Annotated in this window: 18 protein-coding genes and 1 tRNA gene; 7 read left to right on the top strand and 12 right to left on the bottom strand. The window is 38.1% G+C overall.

Going from position 1 to position 20,963, the window contains the following annotated elements; translation table 11 throughout:
* Positions 1 to 19: 19 nt before the first annotated feature.
* Genes ACYIB7_RS01770 through ACYIB7_RS01755 form a run of 4 tightly spaced genes read left to right on the top strand, consistent with a single transcriptional unit; the run spans position 20 to position 2,918 of the window.
* On the top strand, positions 20 to 634 hold the full coding sequence (locus tag ACYIB7_RS01770) for a hypothetical protein (protein WP_103983406.1): 615 nt from the start codon (positions 20 to 22) through the stop codon (positions 632 to 634).
* On the top strand, positions 631 to 1,335 hold the full coding sequence (gene rsmI, locus ACYIB7_RS01765; RefSeq protein ID WP_480337941.1) for a 16S rRNA (cytidine(1402)-2'-O)-methyltransferase: 705 nt from the start codon (positions 631 to 633) through the stop codon (positions 1,333 to 1,335). Before ACYIB7_RS01770 ends, rsmI begins: the two co-directional genes overlap by 4 nt.
* Before the next feature lie 18 nt (positions 1,336 to 1,353).
* Positions 1,354 to 2,226, top strand: a complete 873-nt coding sequence (locus tag ACYIB7_RS01760) for a Cbp1 family collagen-binding glycoprotein adhesin (RefSeq protein WP_103983408.1) — start codon at positions 1,354 to 1,356, stop codon at positions 2,224 to 2,226.
* Positions 2,223 to 2,918: a YjjG family noncanonical pyrimidine nucleotidase gene (locus ACYIB7_RS01755; protein WP_103983409.1), complete on the top strand. Its 696-nt coding sequence runs from the start codon at positions 2,223 to 2,225 to the stop codon at positions 2,916 to 2,918. The genes ACYIB7_RS01760 and ACYIB7_RS01755 overlap by 4 nt, the downstream gene beginning before the upstream one ends.
* A gap of 50 nt (positions 2,919 to 2,968) precedes the next feature.
* On the opposite strand, the gene ACYIB7_RS01750 is transcribed toward ACYIB7_RS01755, so the two are convergent.
* From ACYIB7_RS01750 to ACYIB7_RS01730, 5 genes are read right to left on the bottom strand one after another with little or no spacing between them, the layout of a single operon-like run.
* Positions 2,969 to 3,982, bottom strand: coding sequence for an FAD:protein FMN transferase (locus tag ACYIB7_RS01750; RefSeq protein ID WP_480337939.1), 1,014 nt, complete (start codon positions 3,980 to 3,982; stop codon positions 2,969 to 2,971).
* Positions 3,983 to 3,988: 6 nt separating this feature from the next.
* Positions 3,989 to 5,569 (bottom strand): peptide chain release factor 3, encoded by a 1,581-nt coding sequence (locus ACYIB7_RS01745; RefSeq protein WP_099463667.1) that lies wholly within the window; start codon positions 5,567 to 5,569, stop codon positions 3,989 to 3,991.
* A 60-nt stretch (positions 5,570 to 5,629) separates the two neighbouring features.
* The gene (rfbD, locus tag ACYIB7_RS01740) at positions 5,630 to 6,496 is read right to left on the bottom strand and encodes a dTDP-4-dehydrorhamnose reductase (RefSeq protein WP_480337937.1); all 867 of its coding nucleotides are present in this window, start codon (positions 6,494 to 6,496) and stop codon (positions 5,630 to 5,632) included.
* 6 nt (positions 6,497 to 6,502) lie between these two features.
* Positions 6,503 to 7,051, bottom strand: a complete 549-nt coding sequence (locus ACYIB7_RS01735) for a DUF4924 family protein (RefSeq protein ID WP_099463669.1) — start codon at positions 7,049 to 7,051, stop codon at positions 6,503 to 6,505.
* Positions 7,048 to 7,974: a Mur ligase family protein gene (locus tag ACYIB7_RS01730; RefSeq protein WP_103983412.1), complete on the bottom strand. Its 927-nt coding sequence runs from the start codon at positions 7,972 to 7,974 to the stop codon at positions 7,048 to 7,050. The genes ACYIB7_RS01735 and ACYIB7_RS01730 overlap by 4 nt, the downstream gene beginning before the upstream one ends.
* A gap of 297 nt (positions 7,975 to 8,271) precedes the next feature.
* Between ACYIB7_RS01730 and ACYIB7_RS01725 the strand changes: the two genes are divergently transcribed.
* Positions 8,272 to 8,931, top strand: a complete 660-nt coding sequence (locus ACYIB7_RS01725; RefSeq protein WP_099463670.1) for a LysE family translocator — start codon at positions 8,272 to 8,274, stop codon at positions 8,929 to 8,931.
* Between the two features lies 1 nt (position 8,932).
* Positions 8,933 to 9,577, top strand: a complete 645-nt coding sequence (locus ACYIB7_RS01720) for a carbohydrate-binding family 9-like protein (RefSeq protein ID WP_480337936.1) — start codon at positions 8,933 to 8,935, stop codon at positions 9,575 to 9,577.
* A 48-nt stretch (positions 9,578 to 9,625) separates the two neighbouring features.
* Here the strand turns inward: ACYIB7_RS01720 and ACYIB7_RS01715 are convergent, their stop codons facing one another.
* From ACYIB7_RS01715 to ACYIB7_RS01705, 3 genes are all read right to left on the bottom strand, one after another.
* Entirely contained in the window at positions 9,626 to 10,021 is a 396-nt protein-coding gene (locus ACYIB7_RS01715; RefSeq protein ID WP_480337934.1) for a DUF6249 domain-containing protein, read from the bottom strand.
* Positions 10,022 to 10,141: 120 nt separating this feature from the next.
* A complete protein-coding gene (locus ACYIB7_RS01710; RefSeq protein ID WP_480337932.1) occupies positions 10,142 to 12,277 on the bottom strand; it encodes a sensor histidine kinase in 2,136 nt (711 codons plus the stop codon).
* Between the two features lie 2 nt (positions 12,278 to 12,279).
* Positions 12,280 to 14,355, bottom strand: coding sequence for an ATP-binding protein (locus tag ACYIB7_RS01705; protein ID WP_103983416.1), 2,076 nt, complete (start codon positions 14,353 to 14,355; stop codon positions 12,280 to 12,282).
* Positions 14,356 to 14,681: 326 nt separating this feature from the next.
* Between ACYIB7_RS01705 and rpsA the strand changes: the two genes are divergently transcribed.
* Positions 14,682 to 16,475: a 30S ribosomal protein S1 gene (gene rpsA, locus ACYIB7_RS01700; RefSeq protein ID WP_480337930.1), complete on the top strand. Its 1,794-nt coding sequence runs from the start codon at positions 14,682 to 14,684 to the stop codon at positions 16,473 to 16,475.
* Between the two features lie 58 nt (positions 16,476 to 16,533).
* On the opposite strand, the gene ACYIB7_RS01695 is transcribed toward rpsA, so the two are convergent.
* From ACYIB7_RS01695 to alaS, 4 genes are all read right to left on the bottom strand, one after another.
* Positions 16,534 to 16,800 carry a hypothetical protein gene (locus ACYIB7_RS01695; protein WP_099463675.1) on the bottom strand — a complete coding sequence of 89 codons (267 nt, stop codon included), beginning with the start codon at positions 16,798 to 16,800 and terminating at the stop codon, positions 16,534 to 16,536.
* 167 nt (positions 16,801 to 16,967) lie between these two features.
* Positions 16,968 to 17,042 (bottom strand) — tRNA-Pro (locus ACYIB7_RS01690).
* Between the two features lie 36 nt (positions 17,043 to 17,078).
* On the bottom strand, positions 17,079 to 18,143 hold the full coding sequence (aroB, locus tag ACYIB7_RS01685) for a 3-dehydroquinate synthase (RefSeq protein WP_103983435.1): 1,065 nt from the start codon (positions 18,141 to 18,143) through the stop codon (positions 17,079 to 17,081).
* 171 nt (positions 18,144 to 18,314) lie between these two features.
* Positions 18,315 to 20,936 (bottom strand): alanine--tRNA ligase, encoded by a 2,622-nt coding sequence (gene alaS / locus ACYIB7_RS01680; protein ID WP_480337927.1) that lies wholly within the window; start codon positions 20,934 to 20,936, stop codon positions 18,315 to 18,317.
* Between the last annotated feature and the right edge of the window lie 27 nt (positions 20,937 to 20,963).

Raw genomic sequence — 20,963 nt, 5'->3', positions numbered from 1 at the left:
CGCTTGAATACATAAAAGTATGGCAAACAAAGAAAAGATAGATTATCTGTTACTGGACATCAAGGAATTAGAAAAGCAAGTTGCCGGCATGAGGGATGTCGAAATATATCCGGTATCCTTTTTCAGCCAGACATTTGATTTGACACATAAAATACTCAAAGATCTTCATGCGCTCGAAGCAATTCAGATAGAAATGCTGCGCAAGCAAATGGAAGAACACGCAGTTTTATTGCAGTCTATCCCTAAACAAACAGCCACACCAATGCCGGATGCCCCTTCATTGGAAAAGGCTATTGAAGAAATTCCTGTTGTAAAAGAACAAATCATAAAAGTAGAAGAACCGGTCAAAGAGACAAATAATACAGCTGATCGCCCGAATTTGTTCCTCAACGATTTATTGGAAAAGAAAAACTTATCCGATTTCCGTAAAGCTTTCAGCTTAAATGATCGTTTCCGCTTTCGCAGGGAATTGTTCGGAGGAGATGAAAACAAAATGAATAAAGCAATCTCCGATCTTAATGACATTCATTCATATGAAGATTCGATTGCTTATCTGAATAATGAATTGAAATGGAATATAGAAGATGAAGCTGTAACGGACTTCATGAAACTTCTGGAAAAACGGTTCCTATGACAAAGTTAACAGTTGTACCAACTCCTGTCGGAAACCTGGAAGATATGACATTCCGGGCTATCCGGGTGCTAAAAGAGGCTGATCTTATTTTAGCAGAAGACACTCGTACAACCGGGATTCTATTAAAGCACTTTGAAATAGAAAACCGAATGCAGTCTCACCATAAATTTAATGAACATAAAACGGTGGGACAAATCGCAGCAAGAATTAAAGCAGGCGAAAATATAGCGCTTGTTTCAGATGCAGGAACTCCTGCTATCTCCGATCCCGGTTTTATGTTGGTTAGAGAATGTGTAAAACAAGGAGTAGAAGTTGAATGCCTCCCTGGTGCAACAGCATTCGTTCCGGCATTAGTTGCATCAGGACTACCGAATGAGAAATTCTGTTTTGAAGGTTTTCTTCCCCAGAAAAAAGGAAGGCAAACCCGGCTCAAAGAATTGTCGACTGAGTATCGCACAATTATCTTCTATGAATCACCTTTCAGGTTAGTAAAAACATTAGTACAACTAGCTGAATTTTTTGGAGCAGACCGACAAGTTTCCGTTTCTCGTGAAATATCTAAAATACATGAAGAAACTGTAAGAGGAACGCTTCAAGAAGTGGTTGCGCACTTTAGTGTGAACGATCCGAGAGGTGAAATTGTTATTGTATTAGCAGGCTTAAAAGATAAAAAGGACAAAGAGACAGAAAAGGATGTTTAACGTAACAAACAAAAAGACATGAAGAAAGTATTAGTAGTATGTATCTGCACAGCCATGCTGGCCTCCTGTGGACAAAATTCAGCCGATTATAAGAAGCTGAAAGCTGAAAATGATTCTCTGAGACTGGAGAATACCCGCAACACTGACGAAATTAATGAAATGCTGAACACATTAAACGATGTAGAAGCAGACTTTCAATCAATACGTGATGCCGAAAATTATTTAACCATCCAACAACAAACAGGTGGTGAAATGAATCTGAGCAAACGCGAACAGATTAAGCAGAATATGGAGTTAATCACTGAAACTTTGAAGAAGAACAAAGAACAGATTAACCAATTGCAGGATAAACTAAAGAAAAGCGGAATTCAATCGGCAGCACTGAAAAAGACTATAGACCGCCTATCTTCCGAGCTTGATCAAAAAGCTACAATGATTGTTGCTTTACAAGAAGATTTAGCTAAAAAAAATATCCGCATCCAGGAATTGGACGAAATGGTCTCATCTTTAAATGAAGATGTGGAAACTCTGGCAGCTACAACAGCTGCTCAATCCGAAAAAATAAATGCGCAAGATCAAACAATCAACACCGCTTATTATTGTTTCGGCACATCCAAAGAATTGAAAGATCAGAAAATTCTTTCCGGCGGCGGCCTATTTGCAAAATCAAAAGTATTGCAAAGTGGTTTTAACAAGGATTATTTTATTTCTATCGATATCCGAGAAGTAAAAGAAATACCTTTATTTGCAAGTAAAGCAAAACTAAGATCCAATCATCCGGAAGGTTCTTATGAATTTGTAAAAGACGAAGATAACAACCTGACACTTAAAATCACAGATACAAAAGCATTCTGGAGTTTAGGTAAATATCTGGTAATTGAAGTAGGATGACGAAATACAAAAATCTATTCATAGACTTAGACGATACCCTTTGGGATACGTATCACAACAATAAAGAATGCCTCGAAGAGATTTATAATGCCTACAATTTCGGGCGTTATTATGCCTCCTTCGAGGCTTTCTTTGATATATATATGCCCAACAATATAGATTTATGGGCTAAATATCGTACCGGAGAAATAAACCGGCAAACACTTATTATCGAACGCTTCCGTTATATGACCCGTCCGATGGGTATTGAAGATGTCAAATCCATTATGGAATTAAATAATGATTTTTTGCAACGGACTACAAAGAAAACCCGTCTAATTCCGGGAGCCATCGAACTGCTGGAATACCTCCGTCCATCTTACAGAATGTTCATTCTTTCAAATGGATTCAGGGAAGTACAATTCAAGAAACTACATAATTCCGGCCTCGCTCCTTACTTTGAGCGTATGGTATTGTCTGAAGATGCCAATATACAAAAGCCACATAAAGAAATATTTGATTTTGCCCTGCGTAATACAAACTCCCGCAGAAATGAAAGTTTAATGATAGGAGACAGCTGGGATGCTGACATTATAGGAGCTTACAATTCAAAGATAGACCAAGTCTGGTTTAACCCCGAAGGTCTTCCTGCCGGGCATTTCACTCCAACATACACTGTATATTCTTTGGAAGAAATAAAAAAAATCCTTTAAGATTTTATCTGGTAAATAAATCAACCAAAAGCAGGGGCATATCCTTCCAGCTATTCTTTACGGTCTATTAAATACTGCTGAAATCCTTCGGAATACTCAACGCGATAGCCAGTATCAACAGAATCAGAACAGATAAGATAATATTCTATTTCCGGAATTTTTATTTTCAAAGCCTTTGCTCCGTTTGAGCCCAACACCATAATAGCCGTAGCACAAGCATCAGCAATCATACCTTCCGGTGCAATAACAGTTGCCCCCAAAACATCCCGTTGTACAGGACATCCTTCACGAGGGTCAATAGTATGTGCATATTTCTTACCATCTTTCACATAAAAATTGCGGTAATTACCAGAGGTCGCCAATCCGTGGCGGCCACACAAAGAAACAATATCCTGTAAATCCTGCGTCATACCGGAAGCATCGTCTATAGGCTTTGTTATACCTATACGCCAGCACTCTCCTTTGGGATTCATCCCTTTGGCAACCACTTCTCCCCCAAAATCGATCATAAAATTTTGGATACCTTTACTTTCAAACAGCCGGGCAATCATGTCACATACCGTACCATCAGCCAATGAAGATGCGTTAAGCAATAAACGGGGATCATCCTTTTGAATTTGCCCGTTTACCAAATGCACTTTCTGATAACCGACAAAGGCTTTAACACTATCAATATGCTGAGGGGTAACACTATCTTTTTTGCTAAATCCAAACCCCCACAAATTAATGATAGGAGCACATGTAATATCATAAGCACCATCTGTTTGTTCGGAAACATATATAGCCGTATTAAATAGCTTGGCAAAAAGCGAATCTTCCACAGACATATTTGTATTCCGGTTTATTTGGGAAATAACAGATGTAGAATCAAATGCATTAAACAAATGATAAAAACGCTCAAACTCTGCATTTATTTCGTCCGTTAACGGTTGCTTATATTCATACTTAACCGTATAAGGGGTATGTAACTGACCTGTCAACGTATAATACTGTTGTTTAGGTTGACAAGACATTTGCAGCAAAAACAAACTACCCCAAAGCAGACAAAACAATACAGATTTCATATTTCCTTAAAATTCAGATGTAAAATGGAATTTAATATCCGGGAAATCATGCTGGGCCATTGTAAGAACATAATTTGAATCGGCAAGATAGACATCTCGGCCCTCCTTATCCAAAGCCATATATTGAGATTTCCGCTTTTTAAAATTCTCTAAAGCTTCTGCGTTATCACTTTCAATCCAACATGCCTTATATAAACTGATCGGCTCCCATTTACATTGGGCTCCGTATTCGTGTAGCAGACGATATTGGATAACCTCAAACTGAAGTTGTCCTACTGTTCCAATGATTTTACGGCCGTTAAACTGATTTGTAAATAACTGCGCAACTCCTTCATCCATCAATTGCTCAATACCTTTATTAAGCTGTTTGGCTTTCATCGGATCAGCATTTTCAATATACTTAAACATTTCAGGAGAAAAGCTAGGCAAGCCTTTAAAGTGAAGTTCTTCGCCGGATGTCAAAGTATCTCCTATCTTGAAATTTCCAGTATCAGGCAAACCGATAATATCACCTGCAAAAGCTTCGTCTACTACTTCTTTCTTTTGTGCCATAAATGCTGTCGGACTACTAAAACGCATCTGTTTACCAAAACGAACATGTTTATAATTGGCATTACGTTCGAAACGGCCCGAACAAACTTTCACAAAAGCAATACAGCTACGATGGTTAGGGTCCATATTAGCATGTATTTTAAAAATAAAGCCCGTAAAATTTTCTTCTTCCGGATCAACCACACGTTCCTCCGCTTGTATAGGACGAGGAAAAGGAGCAATATTTATAAAACAATCCAGCAATTCCTTTACACCAAAATTATTCAGTGCCGAACCAAAAAATACAGGAGCAATATCACCACGCAAATAGGTATCTATATCAAATTCAGGGTATACACCCTCTATCAATTCAATATCCTGACGTAGCTTTTCAGCTTGCATGGAATCTATATAAGTCTCCAATTCCGGACTATTTATATCTTTAAACTCTACGTTCTCTGTTACATATTGCTTGCTCGGAGTATACAGGTTCAGTTTCTGTTCATAGATATTATAAACACCTTTGAAGCGTTGTCCCATATCGATAGGCCAACTCAGCGGACGCACATTTATGTGTAATTCTTCTTCTATTTCATCTAACAAATCAAATGGGTCTTTACCGTCACGGTCCATCTTATTTACAAAAACAATAACCGGAGTTTTACGCATGCGGCACACTTCCATCAATTTGCGTGTCTGCGCTTCCACACCCTTTGCTATATCAATAACAATAATAACACTGTCTACAGCCGTTAGAGTACGAAATGTATCTTCGGCGAAATCCTGGTGCCCGGGGGTATCCAGAATATTGATTTTATGATCATTATAATCGAAAGCCATTACAGAAGTCGCGACAGAAATACCACGTTGTTTTTCTATTTCCATCCAATCGGAAGTTGCTGTTTTTTTAATCTTATTAGATTTAACTGCACCGGCAACATGTATGGCACCTCCAAAAAGCAATAATTTCTCCGTTAACGTAGTCTTACCAGCATCCGGGTGGCTGATGATAGCAAATGTTCTTCTTCTCTTTATTTCTTCTGAATATTGACCCATTGTTATATCTTAAATTCGTTTTGTTATTTTCAATCTTACTAAAAAGGGAATTTTTCTATTTTACAAAAACAACCGCTCTAAACAATTCCGTAAACTTTCTTCCCAATGTGGAATAATAAGGCCATAAGTTTCTTTTATTTTCCGCTTATTCAACACGCTATAATGAGGGCGTGGGGCACGTACCGGATAATCTTTCGTTTCTATAGGAACTACACGGGGCGTTAAACCTGCCAATTGTATAATTTTTACTGTAAAATCATACCAACTGCATACACCTTCTCCTGAAAAATGATAAATACCGGGACAATACGCATCATCTTCTCCCTGTTTTATGACCTCTAATATGGCAATAGCCAAATCTCCGGCATAAGTAGGCGAACCGATCTGATCAAATATAAAACGTAATTCATCACGCTCCTTACCTAAGCAAAGTACTGTCTTTACAAAGTTGTTTCCATATTCCGAATACAACCAGGCTGTACGGATAATTACTGCGTCTGTACAAACTTCCTGTAAAGCTATTTCACCCTCCAGTTTGGTACGGCCGTAAACAGATACCGGACATGTCCTGTCTGTTTCTATATAAGGACGGAAATTTGTTCCGTCAAATACATAATCCGTAGAAATATGAATCACACGGGCACCAACAATACTGGCAGCTTCACCTAGATAACGTACGGCATCCCGATTAATACGGGTACATAAATCTATATCATCTTCAGCTTTATCAACAGCCGTATAAGCAGCACAATTCACAATATAATCGACAGCATGAGTCTGCACAAACGAACAAACAACCTCTTTATTACAGAGATCTAATGTATCGACATCCGTGAATAAAAAATTAAACCGGGGATATTTTCCAGAAAGTTGACGGAGTGAATTACCCAATTGACCATTGGCACCGGTTACTAAAACAGTCTTCATAACAATTTAATCTTCTAGTTTCAGTTCTCCGTTCATATCTTCACGATACTTTTCGGCAAGCAAAGCTAAAAAAGAACTGATTTGTTTTATAGCTTCCATCGTTTCCGCACCCACTTCTTTTCCTTGCATCTTCAGAAGCAGATAACCATAAACAGCAGCAAAACAAGTTTCAATCTCCGGTAAATCCTGTCCACCCGATTTTGCACGCAATTGTACAATATAAGGAAGGGTTTTATAATAAGCGCCATTATAAACCATCTCTTTCGGAGACTTCAACAACCGTAAATGCAGATCAGTAAGTGCTATAATGACATTTTTGTTTAATTGGATATGCCCATTTTCCATAACACCTTCCGAACGCATCATTTCGATCAATTCTTCATACCACTGTTCTATTTCTTTCTTCACTTCATCCGATTGGTCATAATGGGCTATCACCGTACGACGAATTGAATCCATATCAAACTTGTTTGCACGAATCAAATCTTCTACCTGCCACATATAAAGCAGATATTCGGCTATATTTTCTTTTCTTTTTTGTCTGGCTACAATCATAGCTGCAAAGATAAGCTATATTCGGATAATGCCTTATAAAAATCAGTATCTTTAACTCCTAACTGCCGGCAAGCCAAGCGTGCAGCATTCAGATTTATCAAAAAATATGTATCCGGAATATAAACGGGAAAATCTCCATAACGCGTACTGAGAAAAACCTGCCCGTCTTTTTCTATTACCTGATGGCTGTCATAAGGAATAGCCGTAATATCAGTTCGTACTTCTTCTGCCAACCGGGTTACTGCAGAATCTGCACTGTAATAGATTAGTTTTCCTTCCCTTTCAATAGAGGTAGTAAAAGCCTGATAGGTACCCAAATAATCTTCAGAGGTTGCATGTCCGGTCTTATCCGACCATGACAGATTGGTCAATACGGCTATATGAGGACGATAAAATTCAAGTTGGCCATGTTGATCCAGGACAGAAGTAACATGTTCATCACCCTCAACCAATGCTATACGCGACTCATAACTCAGATGCACGCGGCTGGGAAGCAATGGAACTTCACTGGTAAGAGCATAATCGAAAGCTAACTTTTGTTGCTTCAAGGCACTTACCATCATGGAAATAATTGTTTTTTTCCCTCGACTTCCAGCTACCACAACCCGGGTTTTAGAACGTGTACGCTGATAAATAAATTCCGGAACCGACTGAATAAGCAACCCTAATTCTTTTGCTCTTACCAGTTCTGGATTATTCTGTTCCACATTAGCCCCCAGTACTACAGTATAAATATCTTTTGTTAATCTCTCCGGAAACCATCCGTCTCCGTAGCAGGCACAACCAGATTCACTCAATTTTATAAAAGCAGTGTCTGATATTCCTGTTCCGGAAACTGTCACGTCATAACCTTTTTCACGAATTGCTAAAGCTAAGTCCAATATTATCGGTTCGGTTACGGAGATCAAATGAACTTTTCGCATCATATATAATTTGCGGCAAATGTACGATAAATTAACCGATATGCGATTTCAGGTTTTGTAAAAAGTTGTTCCATTTTGACAAAAACAGAACAACACCTTATGAAAAAGATCGGGATGATTACAAAAAATGTTCCCGATGATTTTAAAAAAAGATCGGGATGATTTTATTACTTCCACACACATTATAGTATAACCCAAATTATCTTCAATAAATCCTTTTTATGTTTTTACCTTTTTTTATCAGTATAATGGACGTATCTTTGTAGTCGGAATTCAAGAGAAAAGCGTTAATTCAGAATGCTCGGAACGATAACAAAAGGTTTAATAATAGGCATATTAGTATCGGCACCAATGGGACCGATAGGTATGCTCTGCATACAAAGAACGCTAAACAAAGGACGATGGCATGGTTTTATTACAGGTTTGGGAGCTGCCCTTTCAGATGTATTATATGCGGCTTTCACATGTCTGGGAATGGGAGTTGTTGTAAACTTTGTTGAAGCCAATCAAGCTCCGTTACAAATTATAGGAAGTATTGTTCTAGGCATTTTCGGCTATTATATATATCAAAGCAACCCAGTAAAGAACATAAAGAAACAAAGAGAGAAAAAATTATCGTTTACGCAGGATTTCATTACAGCCTTCTTACTCACCTTTAGTAACGTCTTAATCGTATTATTATATATAGGTTTGTTTGCCCGTTTCGGTTTTGTTTTACCGGACTCTTCCATATGGATGTTGGCCGGAGGAATCGGTTGTATCGGAGTAGGCGCCATATTATGGTGGTTCGGCATAACGTATATAGTAGCAAAACTAAGAAAATGGTTTAACGTAAGAGGTATATGGATGTTAAACAGAATAGTAGGTACCATAATTATTGTATTATCGATTATAGGCGTATTATCCGTATTACTCACTTCCTATTTCCACGTGCCATTAATCCAAATCTATATTTAAAATGAAAAGTCTGAAAGTACCTTATTTGGAAATGCTGGATGTATTATCACCATCTTCCATTGATCCTGTATTGGAAAAATATGCACAACGCGAATATGTCGACGTGCTTAACTGGAAATCAGAATACGGATACAAACCAATTGTCGCATTCGACATAGCCCGTTCCAAAACACATTTGTATATCCGCTATTTTGTAAAAGGCAATAGTCTCAAAGCGGAATACGGCATAAACAATTCTCCTGTCCACCAGGATAGTTGTGTAGAGTTTTTTATGCAGAAGGCTGGAGATTCCAACTATATGAACTTTGAATTCAATTGCATTGGGACTTGTGATGCAGCCCGGCGCGAATCCAGAGAAAATAAAAGCTCATTATCCCAGGAAGAATATGCATCTATCAAAACCTATTCTTCCTTAGGAACTAAACCTTTCCTGGAAAAAGAAGGTGTGTTTGCCTGGGAACTCACTGTTGTTATTCCTTTTACTTTAATGGGGCTAGACCCAAATAATCTTCCACAAAAGATCATGGGAAACTTCTACAAATGTGCAGATAACACACAATTCCCTCATTTTGTAAGTTGGAATCCGATTGATTTACCGGAACCCGATTTCCATTGTCCAAAATTTTTCGGAGAAATTTATTTATAACAAAAAAGCCCGCAGATCAATGATCTGCGGGCTTTTTTGTTCCATTTATCATTTCTTTCCCATCTTCAACTCTATAACAAAGGCTACTATTAATCCTATACCGCCAAAAAGAAGAACAGAAGCACCATAAGTAGTACCAGCCATTTCATTTCTGTACCAATCGTCTGTCCCATTTAACACGAATAAAGTATTCATTATAAATCCTACCAACATTCCCAGCCCAAGACCTGAGAGTAGACATCCTATCTTTAAGCTGCTGAATGAAAAACAAGGAGAATAAGCCGACAAATGCAATTTATCCTCTAAAGAAGACATACCCTGTTTGTCGCTTAATTTTTCAATAATGGCCATTCGTTCCTTACGGCGTAAAAACAATTCGGACAAGCCATATATCCCGGCAAACACAATACCAACGATCAGCGGAGTTGTAATAAAGTTCATCATACCTTTCTCTATTTTAGTAAATAATTTGTTTATCTATTTGACGCAAACAAATTGATTCGGTTACAATTTCTTCTTAAAATTCACTCCGAAACCAGCAAAAAACTATGACAGACAAAAATGTTACAGTTCCGGGGAAGTTCCTCCACAGGGATGAATAAGAACAAACCGGGCGCCATCAGTATAAGACGAATCAATAAAAATAGAACCACCTAACCGCTCAGCTATAATACTGCAAATAGATAACCCTAAGCCTGTTCCTGGTTTATAGTCATCTAATTTTTCAAACCGCTTAAATACGGCAGCTTGTTTATCTAAAGGAATACCACACCCCGTATCTGTTACAGTAATTCGGACATTCTGCCCGTCCGCCTCTTGTTTATATGAAAGGTTTATTTCTCCTTCGGTTGTAAATTTTGCGGCATTAGTCAATAAATTGGTTAACAACTGTTGCAAACGTAGAACATCAGTATATACCACAACACTATTTTGATCAGGAGTAAAAGTAAGCCGGACACCTTCAGGTATACGGTAACGTATACTATCAAGTGCTTTCCTGCAACATTCCAACAAAGAATAACGTTTCATCTTAAAAGCCATATCTCCTGTTTCCATCTGGGATAAATCCAAAACATCATTAATCAATGTCAATAACAGGTCCGTATTATTCCTGATCACCTTAGAATATTCTTCCTTTTCTTCAAAACTCGATTCTCCATCTATCAACAAACCCGAAAATCCTACAATTGCATTTAACGGAGTACGTATTTCATGACTCATATTCGCCACAAAAGTACTTTTCATCTGACTGGCTTCTTCTGCACTATTTCTCTCCTGAATTAACCGGTTTTCCGACTTTAACAATGATTTTTTTTCATGCAGCAATTCATTTTTAAGACGTTGGGCACGACGAATATAGACATATAACACATAGAGTAGCACCAACAAAATAATAATAACAGACAGTGACAACAGCAGTTGATCTTGTTTATGGCTCATCCGCTTGTTCGCGTACTCCAATTCGCGACTCTGCGACTCCCGCTCATTTATTTTATGCAAAGTCCGTAGCTGATTTACCTGGCGCAAAAAAGTTTCTGTATTCTTTGCCTGGTCATAACTATAAATCTCATCATACAAAAACATGGCTTCCTTTAGTTTTCCCTGTTCTTTTAAGATATCAGCCTTCAATTGAAGTTCATCAGGAAGACGTTCTACTTCCAATATTTTGTCTATATAATAAAGGGCTAATACATGATCTTTTGTCGCTTTATAATAAGATGCCTTCGAAAACAAATAAACCAATTCTGCATAATCGCCGTCTGTAAATATATTTCCGGCATACACATTTGCGCTATCCAAAGCTTCTTTAGCCCGGTCAATTTTACCTTCACGCGTATATAAGTCCACACACAAACTATAATATAACCCATATTCCCGTTTAACCGGATATGTATCTCCGATCTCTTCATTCAACTTTTCCTGTTCTTTAATAAGGGCTAAATATTTATCCGCTATTTGTTCTGCCTGTTCAAACAGGCGAACCCGATAACAAGATTCTAATTGCAAACTAATCATACGTAATTGCATGTCTAATTTGTCACTTAATGAAAAATGCAATTGTTCACATTGTTTTTCAGTCATATTATTCAGTAAATCAATACCTTCCTGATATGCAACAACAGCATCGCTATCACGGGAAACAGCTCTGTAAATAAGTCCCAGACATTCGGAACTACAAATCAATCCATATTCTTTTTGCTTTTCACTAGCTATACGATATAGCTCCATAGCTTCTCCCATAGCTGTTTCGTAGTCTTTTTTCCAAATAAGATCTTTACAAGAAAAGCTTTTCGCAATAAACAAAGCCTTGGGATATTCATTATTTCTGTGTGCAACCGAATCAATCTTACGAATCCAAAACAAAAGGCTATCCCTCTGATCCATTCTATTATAATAATAATTCGATATATTCTCCAATGCATTATATATATCAGCTTTGGAATCTATTCGTACAGATAAATCATATTGCCGGAGCAGATATTGCAAACGTTCCGGTTTAAAATCATTCAGCTCGGCAAGCCTCTTCAATATAGGTATACGATTCTGCGGTTTTGATTCTCTTTCCAATATTCGATTCAAACTATCAATTTCCTGCTTAAATTTCTCATTAGCAAATACAGGCAATACAGAAAAAAAGCTGATACTTAAACACAGCCACAAATTTAACCAATTACGCCTATATATATTATTTGTTATCATACTCAGGAATTCATTATAACAGGGTGGACAAAAATAAAACGGGCACCTTCCGTGTAATCCGGATCAACATAAAGTTGTCCTCCTAATTTTGTGGCTATCAACCAACATATAGGCAACCCTAATCCGGTTCCCTGAGCAAAATCATTCAATTTTTCAAAACGCTCAAATACTAAACCTTGCTTCTCTATAGGTATTCCACATCCCGTATCAGTAACTATAAAACGAATTATTTGCTTTTCTTCTGATATTTCTATCGAAAGATTTATTTCTCCCTTAGTTGTAAACTTTGAAGCGTTAAGCAACAATTTATTCAATAGTTGACGAATGCGATTCATGTCAGTTTTTAATTCAAAGGACTCCACGGAGGAAGTAAACGTTAATTGCACCCCATCTGAAACTTTATCCTTTATATATTCAAATACTTCCCTGCAACAAGAAACTATGTCGCAAAAGGTAAATGAAAAACGGAAATTTGCAGATTCTAAGCAGGACAAATCAAGAACATCATTCACTAAATTCATTAATATTTCCGAATTCTTACCAATAATAGCTGCAAACTCCATCCGATCTCCTTCACTATAATTATTTTCAGCCATAAGCTCGGAAAAGCCAACTATCGCATTTAGCGGAGTACGTACCTCATGACTAATATTGGCAATAAACGCGCTTTTTTGCCGATTGGCTTTTTCAGCTTCTTCTTTAGCCATCTGTAATAATTTTTCAGAAGCCACCAAAGAATCTTTTTCACACAACAATTCATCCTTTAAGCGGCAAGTCCGCCGGTAATACCGGATAAGAAAATAAAGCACTAATAATAAAATGATAACAAACAAAACAGATATAAACAATAATCGTTGTTTTATCAAAATCTGTTCATTCTGATACAGCAAAGCACTCTCCTGTTCATTTTGATCGTTTAAATCATTTAAAATACGGAGTTGTTTTATCTGGCGATTAAATGCATCATTACTAATTACGGAATTGTTCTTTAGCAATTCTTCATAAACAGCCATTGCTTTTTTTATCTGACCATCAGCCCTCAAAACATCCACCTTTCTTTTCTGCATTTCCAAATCCAAATTCAGTGCCAAAGCATTGTCTATTGCTTTCAAAGCCAGGGCCGCGTTGTTTATTTTCTGATAATACATAGCCTTGGCTCTATAGTAGACATATCTCACCCATTCATCTGTTTCCGATTCGATAGTTTTTGTTGCTTCGCCTAATGCTTTTTCAGCTTTATTTAATTGACCGGAGACTGTATACAATTCGACATAATACGAATTGATTAATCCCGAATGCCAGCGCATCGGATATGTAATACCTATAGCTTTATATTTTTGTTGTTCATCTTTGTAGATGTTCTGATATTTTTTCAACAAATCCTCTGATTCTTCAATGTCATTCATACGCAAAGACGAGACGAGCATATCAGACAAATACTGCATAAAAAAGCCACGCTGAATACTTCTATTTTCCCATTGCAAACCCTCCCTAAAGACATTCACAGCCTCTCTATCACGCTTAACTGCCTGATATATCAGTCCTAAATTCTGTTTTGAGCACATAAAGCCAAATGCATACTTCTCTTTTTCGGCACGTGCAAACTGCAATAGGGCTTCGTTCATTGCTAACTCATAATTAGCCTCCGACAAATATTTCCTACATATAAGATTACCGACTTTGAAAAAGGCTTCAGGATATTTTTGTTTTGCCAAGCATAAAGAATCCAACTGCTTTTTCCAATATATCAAACTATCAGAAACAGATAAATTATAATAATAACGGCACATTCCGGCTATTGCATCATATACAATTCCTGTAGAATCTATCTTATTGGCAACATCTATAATCTGCTTCAAATAGGCAATCTCTTCAGGTTGCTGCCAATACTGATTAACTAATATTTTTAAAACCGGGATTTTTTCGGCATCAGTAACACAATTCTTTAGTGCCACATCAAGGCTATCCTTTGTTGTTTGACCAGGAATAACTTGCGCCTTCATCTGCGTGCCACAAAACAAATGGACAAATACAAAAATAAAGATATATATATAAACAAACGAACGCGTAGTTTTCATGCTTTCCTCTTAAAGCAAACAAACATACGAATTTATTCAGAATTGATTCAAACAAATGGTTATATTTTTTCACGAAACTTCGTAAAAATAAAGATGTTCCAGAATCACCTTCAAACTTGTCATTCTGGCCTGATACAACCCAACAGTACTCAATTTAATCTGCACACACTATAAAAATAGGACATTAGACATAAACTCATTCTTTTTTCATTCGAAAAACACTTGGGTATCAGAAAAAAGCATTACCTTTGCCCCGATTTTTTGAGAAATGACAACATAATGTCTAACTTACTAATTAAAACAAACTTAGTATTAACAATTAAAGAATGGAAAATTTAAAGAACATTCAGCCGGTTGACGATTTCAACTGGGATGCCTTTGAACAAGGTGAGTCTTACGGTGACGTAAGCAAGGACGATCTTGTAAAAACGTATGATGAGACCCTGAACACTGTAAAGGACAAAGAAGTGGTTATGGGTACTGTTACTGCAATGAACAAACGCGAAGTTGTAGTTAACATTGGCTTCAAATCTGACGGAGTTGTTCCAATGTCGGAATTCCGTTACAATCCGGATTTGAAGATCGGCGACGAAGTAGAAGTTTACATCGAAAGCCAGGAAGACAAAAAAGGACAATTAATCCTTTCACACAAGAAAGCACGTGCTACACGTTCTTGGGATCGTGTTAACGAAGCTCTTGAAAAAGACGAAATCATTAAGGGTTACATTAAGTGTCGTACAAAAGGCGGTATGATCGTTGATGTATTCGGTATCGAAGCATTCTTGCCGGGTTCTCAGATCGATGTTAAGCCTATCCGCGACTACGATGTATTTGTTGGTAAGACAATGGAATTCAAGATTGTTAAAATCAATCAGGAATTCAAGAATGTTGTTGTATCTCACAAAGCTCTTATCGAAGCAGAACTTGAACAACAGAAGAAAGACATTATCTCTAAACTGGAAAAAGGACAGGTATTGGAAGGTACCGTTAAAAACATCACTTCTTACGGTGTATTCATCGACTTGGGTGGCGTAGACGGTTTGATCCATATCACAGACCTTTCTTGGGGTCGTGTTTCTCATCCGGAAGAAATCGTACAGTTGGATCAGAAGATCAATGTTGTTATCTTGGATTTCGACGACGAAAAGAAACGTATTGCTTTAGGCTTGAAACAACTTACTCCGCATCCTTGGGATGCTTTGGATGCTAACTTGAAGGTTGGCGACAAAGTAAAAGGTAAAGTTGTTGTTATGGCCGACTACGGTGCATTCATCGAAATTGCTCCGGGCGTAGAAGGTTTGATCCACGTATCTAAAATGTCTTGGACTCAGCACTTGCGTAGCGCTCAGGACTTCATGAAAGTTGGTGACGAAATCGAGGCTGTTATCTTAACACTAGACCGCGACGAACGCAAGATGTCTTTGGGTATCAAACAGCTTAAAGCTGATCCATGGGAAGATATCGAATCTCGTTTCCCTGTTGGTTCACGCCACACAGCTAAGGTTCGCAACTTCACTAACTTCGGCGTATTTGTTGAAATCGAAGAAGGTGTTGACGGCTTGATCCATATCTCCGACTTATCTTGGACTAAGAAAATCAAACATCCGTCTGAATTTACTCAGATCGGTTCAGAAATTGAAGTCCAGGTACTTGAAATCGACAAAGAAAACCGTCGTTTGAGCTTAGGTCATAAGCAATTGGAAGAAAATCCTTGGGATGTATTCGAAACTATCTTCACAGTAGGTTCAATCCACGAAGGTACAATTATCGAAGTTCTTGATAAGGGTGCTGTAGTTTCTTTACCTTACGGCGTAGAAGGTTTCGCAACTCCGAAACATTTGGTAAAAGAAGACGGTTCGCAGGCTGTAGTAGACGAAAAGCTCCAGTTCAAGGTAATCGAATTCAACAAGGAAGCTAAGCGTATCATTCTTTCTCACAGCCGCATCTTCGAAGATGAACAAAAGGGTGCAAAGAAAGAAGGAGCTGCTGACAAAAAATCATCAGCAAAACGCAACAAAAAAGAAGAAGATTCAGCAATGGTAACCGGTTCTGTTGAAAAGACAACACTGGGGGACATTGAAGAACTTGCAGCTTTGAAAGAAAAATTGTCTGGTAAATAATCGACAACTTTCAATATAAACAAGAGCGGCAGGTTAATTATAACCAGCCGCTCTTTCTTTATCTGGCATCTTTATCTTTCAATTCACGTCCTTGTTCCTTCTCTCCATAATAATCATAGCTTTCATCAATATGAAGCAAACGATTTATCTTATGCCGCTTATTTAAATCGACAAAATAAGATTCCACCACTTTATATAAATTAAAACCATCTGTAGAACCGGCAGCTAAACTCAGTTTCTCTATTAGCTCCTCTACGGCTTTATGAATTTCATTCTTGTTCACCAAATGAAACTCATTATTATGTACCAAAGGTTTGCTATTCATAAGGCTTATTTTTAAGTTATTCTATCTTTATAACCACCCATTCATGTGATATGTTTTAAAGATATCGATAATACCAAAAGAACAGCAAGAACAACTTGTGTGCAAGAAATTAGAGAAAACAAAAAAAGGAATTAAGTTTACCAACTTAATTCCTTTTACTCAGCAGGTCGGGATGACTGGATTCGAACCAGCGACCACACGCCCCCCAGACGCGTACTCTAACCGGGCTGAGCTACATCCCGCTTTATTTTTACGGGTGCAAAGGTAAACTATTTTAGTTACACTCCAAAACTTTCACGGTAGAAATCCAACGACTCGAGAATCTTTTCCTTCTCTACATCCTGGTTTATGCGGACATCACCAATATTTGCAAGCAAAGTAAAGTTGATAACACCGCCTTCATTCTTCTTATCATGCGTCATTAATTCGTATAAGCTTTCATAATCCTTACAATCAAACATAAAAGGCGGATAATACTCTTTGATATAATAAACGACCTGGCTTAATTTGTCCATAGGGAAGTTGCAAAATTTATGAGACAAATACAATTCGCTAACAATACCTGCAGCCACAGCATGGCCATGCAATAACGGCTTGTTCTTTTTAAACGACAAACTTTCGTAAGCATGGCCTATTGTATGCCCGAAGTTTAAGGCCTTCCGAATACCTTTTTCTTTCGGATCTTCCTCCACTATTTGTTCTTTAACAGCCACCGACTGAGCAACCATACGATTAAGGAATGTATAATCTAATTTCTGATCCAAATCAAAAAGCATAACAGATGCATACGTGTCCATGGAACTGATTAATCCATGTTTTATCATCTCTGCATATCCGGACAAAAGATTATTCCTGTCCAACGTACTCAAAAATCCGCAATCAATAAATACACATAACGGAGGATAAAAAGAACCTATCTCATTCTTCAATCCATTGAAATTAATCCCGGTCTTTCCTCCTACAGCCGCATCAACCGAAGCCATCAATGTAGTTGGAATATTAATAGTATGTATTCCACGTTTAAATGTCGCTCCGGCAAAGCCTCCCATATCCGTTATCATGCCTCCGCCTAAATTTATAAGTAATGAATTACGTGAGGCCCCTTCATTAGACAGCCGTGTCCAGATATAAGAAATTTGTTCCAAATTTTTATGCATATCTCCCGCCTCAACAGTTATAACCGGAGCATCTTGTATTGCCGGAACACTTTGTATTAAAGGGAAACATTTTTCCTGCGTATTTGTATCCGTCAGGATAAAAAGTTTATCATAATTCAGAGAAGACAGAAATTCCTGTAATTCAACTTTCAGATTTTCGCAAATTAAAACTTTTTGATCTGACATACTTATTCTTATTTAATTGTAGCTTTTACGACAAAGGTATTATTTGTATTCTTATTATCCAAAGAGGCATAAAAAAATCCTCCGGACGCAAACTGTAAATCAGAGGTGCATCCGAAGGATTTTTTATTTTCTTCCGAGAGAAATCTAAATTTCTTCCGAATAAAACTTCTTTTACATTAATCCAGCAGCTTCGATGACAGTATTTACTGCAATAGACAGGCCATTCAGATTCTTACCTCCTGCTGTTGCAAAGTGAGGTTGACCGCCACCGCCACCCTGGATATGTTTAGCTGCGTCTTTTACCATCTTTCCGGCATTCAAACCGTCAACAACCAAATCATCGCTAAGCATAACCATCAGTGTGCATTTGGCATCGTCTACGATTCCAGCAACAAAAAGGAAACTACCTTCTGTCTCACTTTTAATCTGAAACGCTACATCTTTCATCGCATCCGGGTTACCTTTGCCTATAAAAGTCATTAACTTCACACCATTACGTTCGATCGCTTTAGCTACAATATCCTTTTTCAATCCGGCAGCTTTTTCCTTGATATAATTGTCCAGCTGCTTCTTCATATCTGAATTTTCTTCGATAGATTTCCTGATAGCCAGTGAAATGTTTGGCATATTATTAAATAAGGCACGAACTTCATTAAGCAAATCCTGCTGTGCATATACATAATCTTCTGCACCTTCCGCCGTTACAGCTTCAATACGACGAACGCCTGCTGCAATAGAACTTTCGCCTATAATACGCAACGAACCTATCATACCTGTAGCAGGAATATGTGTACCACCACATAGTTCCACCGAGCTTCCATATTTTACAACACGAACCTCATCACCATATTTTTCTCCAAACAAAGCCATGGCGCCCATTGCTTTTGCGTTGGCAATCGGCACATTCCGATGTTCTTCCAGCGGATAGTTTGCACGAATCTTTTCACTAACCAAACGTTCCACTTTACGAAGTTCTTCATCTGTTACTTTCTGGAAATGTGAAAAGTCGAAACGTAAAGACTGGGGAGACACATAGGAACCTTTCTGTTCGACATGCGTACCCAACACTTCACGCAATGCTTCATGCAACAAGTGAGTAGCCGAGTGGTTACATTCACACTGCACACGTTTCTTTTCATTGATCTTTGCCGTAAATGTTGCTGTTACATCGTTTGGCAATTTAGCGATCAAATGAACCGGTAGATTGTTCTCACGCTTCGTGTCAATTATTTCAATCTTCTCGTCATCCGAAATCAACCAACCGGTATCACCTACCTGACCACCCATTTCGGCATAAAAAGGCGTCTGATCCAAAACAATCTGATATAACGTCTTATTCTTTTGTTTGATCTGACGATAACGAAGAATTTCGGCTTCACACTCAAACAGATCATAACCAACAAATTTACTTTCTCCTTCTTTTATAGTGATCCAGTCGCCAGTCTCAATAGCAGCCGCGTTACGTGCACGTTCTTTCTGCTTCTGCATTTCAGCATTGAACTCATCTATATTGACTTCCATTCCGTTTTCACGCAAAATCAGTTCAGTCAAGTCCAACGGAAATCCGTAAGTATCATATAAAGTAAATGCGTCCACTCCGTTCAGGACATTTGTTCCGGCAGCTTTAGTATCTTCCATCTTCTTATCCAGCAAACGAATACCTGTTTCCAATGTACGTAAGAAAGATTCTTCTTCTTCCTTGACAACCTTTTCTATCAATGTCTTCTGTGCAATCAATTCAGGATAAGCATCACCCATTGTCTCAATCAAAACAGGCAACAATTTATACATAAATGCTTCGCGCCGTCCCAGGAAAGTATATCCGTAACGAACAGCACGGCGCAAAATACGACGAATTACATAACCGGCCTTGGCATTAGAAGGTAACTGTCCGTCAGTAATAGCAAAAGCAATCGTACGGATATGGTCGGCAATTACACGCATTGCCACATCTTGTTCCTTATCATTGCCATATACAGTTCCAGCCATTCCGGCAATTACCTTGATAATAGGCTGGAATACATCTGTATCATAATTAGACGTCTTGCCTTGAAGAGCCATGCACAGGCGTTCAAATCCCATTCCTGTATCAATCACCTTTGCCGGTAGTGGCTCCAGAGAAGCATCTGCCTTGCGGTTAAACTGCATAAAAACCAGATTCCATATCTCAATAACCTGAGGATGGTCTTTATTTACCATATCCTGGCCGGGAAGTACCTTGCGTTCTTCTTCCGGACGGAGGTCTATATGTATCTCAGAGCATGGACCGCAAGGACCCGTATCTCCCATTTCCCAGAAATTATCATGCTTGTTACCATTGATAATATGATCTTTCGGCAGATATTGTTCCCAATAGCCGGCTGCTTCATTATCACGTTCAAGCCCTTCGGCAGGGCTACCTTCAAATACAGTAGCATATAAACGTTCTGGATTCAGTTTCAACACATCCACCAAATACTCCCATGCCCAGTTGATGGCTTCTTTCTTGAAATAATCGCCAAAAGACCAGTTTCCCAACATCTCAAACATGGTATGGTGATAAGTATCATGGCCTACTTCTTCCAAATCGTTGTGCTTGCCACTTACACGAAGACATTTCTGTGAATCCGCGACACGAGGAGATTTACGAGGAACATTCCCCAGGATTATATCTTTAAACTGATTCATTCCTGCATTGGTAAACATCAATGTAGGGTCACCTTTTACCACCATCGGTGCAGACGGCACAATCTGGTGATCCTTTGAGGCAAAGAATGCTTTAAAGGACTCACGGGTTTCTTTTGCTGTCAACATATCTACTATATAGTTCTCGTTAATATT

Source organism: Parabacteroides sp. KHUB-03, assembly GCF_056640975.1.
The sequence above is the reverse complement of the archived record's forward strand: the minus strand, read 5'-3'. Positions and strand labels throughout refer to the sequence as shown.